4 protein-coding genes are annotated in these 3,937 nt (G+C 72.1%); 1 reads left to right on the top strand and 3 read right to left on the bottom strand.

The features are described 5' to 3' along the window. The first annotated feature begins 209 nt into the window (after positions 1–209). The gene (locus ACWEN3_RS43060; RefSeq protein WP_452983176.1) at positions 210–470 is read left to right on the top strand and encodes a hypothetical protein; all 261 of its coding nucleotides are present in this window, start codon (positions 210–212) and stop codon (positions 468–470) included. Here ACWEN3_RS43060 and ACWEN3_RS43055 read toward each other — a convergent pair. From ACWEN3_RS43055 to ACWEN3_RS43045, 3 genes are all read right to left on the bottom strand, one after another. Next, complete coding sequence (locus ACWEN3_RS43055) at positions 467–1,003, bottom strand: NUDIX hydrolase (RefSeq protein ID WP_452983173.1); 537 nt, start codon at positions 1,001–1,003, stop codon at positions 467–469. The two genes, ACWEN3_RS43060 and ACWEN3_RS43055, sit on opposite strands and share 4 nt — an antisense overlap. A gap of 66 nt (positions 1,004–1,069) precedes the next feature. Then, complete coding sequence (locus tag ACWEN3_RS43050; RefSeq protein WP_452983170.1) at positions 1,070–2,410, bottom strand: transcriptional regulator; 1,341 nt, start codon at positions 2,408–2,410, stop codon at positions 1,070–1,072. A gap of 205 nt (positions 2,411–2,615) precedes the next feature. Beyond that, positions 2,616–3,677 (bottom strand): PP2C family protein-serine/threonine phosphatase, encoded by a 1,062-nt coding sequence (locus tag ACWEN3_RS43045; RefSeq protein WP_452983167.1) that lies wholly within the window; start codon positions 3,675–3,677, stop codon positions 2,616–2,618. Positions 3,678–3,937 lie beyond the last annotated feature (260 nt).

The raw sequence follows: 3,937 nt of genomic DNA, 5'->3' as shown, positions 1-3,937 counted from the left end.
ATACACCTACGGCTGATTACCGTCGGCGACGCCCGCGGGCCCGGCACCGGACATCGGTGCCGGGCCCGTCCGTTTCACACACCGTGTGCGCGCCGGGCACGCATATGCCCCTCGCACACGCTCCCCACGCGCCCACCAGGCGAGTTCACTCTTCATGCGCATGCAAGGGATGCGGAACAACCCGTTCGACTACGGAAAGGAGTGGACCCGTGACCGCCGACCCGGAGCATCCCGTGGTCCATGGTGAACTCGCAGAGTTACGGCGCCGCCTCGACGTGGCCTACGCCCGTGTCGAGGGCGGACTGGCGCTGCTCAGTCACCGCACCGAGGAGACCGCCAAGGAGCTGGACGAGCTGAACTCCCGGATGGTCTCGCTGGAACACGCGCGCTGGCCACTGCCCTCGCTCGCCGCGCTGACGGCGCTCGGCGCGCTCGTGGTGACGATCTGGCAGGCGCTGGCGGCTCACTAGCCCTCGGCGAGCCTGAGGTGGTGCAGCAGGAGTAACGCGGCCGCCATGTTGGCGGCCGGGACCTCCCCACGGGCGATCAGGTCGGGAACGAGTTTGAGGGGGACCCATTCCCGGCGGTCCGACTCGAAGTCGTCCACGGGGTGCCCGAGGTACTCGCCCCGGTCGGACCAGTAGATGTGGTGCCGGGCGTCGGTGAGGCCGTTGGACGGCTCCACGGTCATGAGGTGGTGCAGGGGCCCCGGCCGCCAGCCGGTCTCCTCCTCCAGTTCCCTGGCGGCCGCGCTCGCGATGTCCTCGCCGTCCTCGACGACGCCCGCGGCGAGTTCCCAGCCCCAGCTGTCGGTGATGAAGCGGTGGCGCCACAACAGGAGGACCTCGTTGGCCTCGTTGACCACCGTGGCCACGGCCACGGGCCGCAGCCGGATCAGGAAGTGGTCGAGGTGCCGGCCGTCCGGCAGCTCGACATCCGCCAGGTTGACGCTGAACCAGCGGTTTTCATACACAGTTTGTTCGTTCTGTTTCGTCCACTGCACGGTTCTGCCACCTTCCGCCGAGTAAGTGGCAATATCGCAGCAGTGACTGTGTACCCACAGGAGGCCCTACAGCGGTACGCGCAGCGCCCCGTCGATGAGTTCCGCGGCCTCGGCGGTCCCGGCCGAGCCGCAGCGCGCGAGGTGCTCGCGTACCGCGCGGAGTCTGTCGCGCAGCCGCTGGGACTCCATTCCGCGCGCCTGCTCGGCCATCTGCACGGCGGTGGCCACGGCTTTGTCGGCGTTGCCCTGACGCAGTTCGATGGTGCTGAGCATGGCCAGCCGGTGCACCCTGCCCCGGTCGTGGGCCGGGTTGTCGACGGCGGCCGCCGCGTGCTCGCGGGCGGCGGCGAGCTCCCCGAGGCTCAACAGCGCCTCGGCCACCTGCACGTTGACCAGACCGGGCTGGACGTAGCCGGTCTCGTCGGGTTCGTATCCGCGCCGGATGCGTTCGGCGGCGGTCTCCGCACGCCGGATGCAGGACAGGGCGCTGCTCGAATCGCCCAGGTGTGCGTAGGCCTTGGCCTGCATCGCGTACAGGTCGGAGGCGAGCGCCGGGGTGATGTGCCTGCCGGCGGCGCGCAGCGCGGCCTCGGCGAAGGCCACGGCCTGCCGGTACTCCCGCATGAACAGCGACTGGTTGACCAGCAGAGCTATCACGTAGGCGCCGAGTCCCCGGTCCCCGCTGGCCTTTGCGAGTCTGAGCGCCTGGTGGAAGTAGCGCTGGGCGAGCCCGTGCGCGTCCGAGTCGTAGGCGCAGATGCCGGCGATGGCGACCAACCCGCCCGTGGCCCGGTGCAGTTGGCGTCCGGTGGCGTCGGTGTAGCTGCCCCGCAGCAGCGGCGCCGCCTCGGCGTTGAGGAAGCCGACGATGCGGGTGCGGGTGGCGATGCCGCCGGCCTTGCGGTACATCTGCTCGTAGTGCGTTCGGGCCGCGCGCAGCATCGCGATGTCGGCCGCCGTGACCCGGTGCCGGCCGCCGCGGGAGACGTCGACGTCCTCGGGCGGGTTCTCCCATTCCCACACGGGCATCACGGCGGGGGTCCCGGTGACGGCGGGGGCGCCCAGCACATGCGGGCGCTGCTGCTCGTCCGACCGCCACAGGGCGGTGGCCCGCTCCACGAAGCCCGACAGCGAGCCCGCGTGCGCGGTGCCGGGCTCCCCGGGCACGCCGAGGCCGATGTCGTCCAGGGTCACGGGCCGGTGCAGCCGTGCGGCCAGCACCTCGCAGATCAGGTCGGGCACCTGGCCTCGGGGCCGCTGGCCCTTCAGCCACCGCGCCACGGCGGTGTGTTCGTACCGGAGCACGAGGCCCCGGCGCCGGCCCACCTGGTTGACGTGGGCGGCGAGTCCCGCGTGCGAGATCCCCGCCTCGTCCAGGATGGCGTCGAGCAGAGTGTTGGGCTGCATGGGATGCCCCCCGAGTGCCTGGTGCCGTCAGCGTAGTGGTTCCGCCTTCACACGGGGTGTGAACGGAGTGCCCGCATCCGGGATGTGCGCGCGCTGTTGCGGAGAGTGCCGGGCCGGTTGACTGAACTGCCTCGTAGGAGGCCCGCCAAGCCACCGGCTCCCCCTCGAAAAGCGGTGGCTTGGCGGTGGTTGCCGGTGTGTGCGGCTAACGGTGGCTGGTGGGCTGCGGGCGGGCCGTGGCGGCTCGCGCGGCGCCCCGTGTGCCCGGTCTCGGTCCCCGTTCGTTGCGGAGCACGAGGAGTGCCACGTCGTCGGCGGGTCTGCCGCCCGTGTGGTCGCGGAGCGCGGTGAAGACCGTCCGCAGGACCGTCTGGGGCGCGACCGGATGGTTCCGTACGACGTCCGCGAGCACCCTCGGCAGGGAGAAGAACCGGCCCTTGGCGTCCCTCGCGTCCTCCACGCCGTCCGTGAAGAGGACCAGCGACTCGCCCGCGAGGAGACGCCCGCGGGAGTGCGGCTCCAGGTCCGCCGGGAGCGGGAACGGGCCCAGCGGCGGCAGTGGATCCGCGTGGGTCAGGGGCTCCACGGTGGCGCCGCGGAGCAGATAGGGCCAGGGATGGCCGCAGTTGAGGCCGCGCACCTCGCCGTCCCCGCCGATCTCCAGGAGCAGGACGGTGACGAACTCCTCGGCGACCGGGTGGTCGGGCTCCCGGCCGCCGGTCGAGGGGTGTTCGGCGCGGGCCCGATCGCGCAGGTGCCGGGCCAGGGCGCGCTCCAGTCTGCGCATCACGCGGCCCAGTTCGGGCTCGTCGTGGGCGGCCTCGCGGAAGCTGCCGAGGAGGGCGGCGACGGTGCCGAGGGCGGCCAGGCCGTGACCTCGTACGTCGCCCATCACCACCCGGACGCCGTGCTCCGTGGCGATCGCCTCGTACAGGTCGCCGCCGACGCTGGCGCCCCGGTCGGCGGACAACTGGGCGGCGGCGATGTGCAGTCCGTCGAGGCGCGGTGGCACCGGCCGCAGGACGACGCTCTGCGCCGCGCGCGCCGCGCGCCGGGCGAGCCACAGCTCCCGCAGAAGGGGGCGGCGGACGTGGAATATGAGGCCCGTGCCGACGGCGAAGAACACGGCGCTGGTGACGATGCGTGCGCCGATGCCGTTCTGCTGGGCCAGCGGGCAGCCGAACTTGTAGCCGACCGCCACGGCTCCCCAGACCGTGGGCAGTACGGCTCCTCGCGCGGTGGGCGCCCGTGCCTTGATGCGGATCATGCCTCTGGTCCCCCATGAGGGTCCTGACAGAGCAGACGGACCGACCCCGAAAGGCCGGTCCGATTCTGTCGAGCGCACGGTCCGGGAAGGCCGGATCACCTCGGATGACCACCCGAATGAGTGAGGCGTCCCCGCGTCAACCTGCATTTATGCGGCCGACGGAGTGAGGAGGCGCCCCCCGGGAGGGGCGCCTCCGGCGGCGGCTAGCCCCAAGCACGGCCCCGGTCCGCTCGCCCGCCAGGGCGACGGCCGCGTCAGAT

The organism is Streptomyces sp. NPDC004561 (assembly GCF_053602155.1).
Note: the sequence above shows the minus strand (reverse complement) of the source record. Positions and strands in the feature narration are given on the sequence as shown.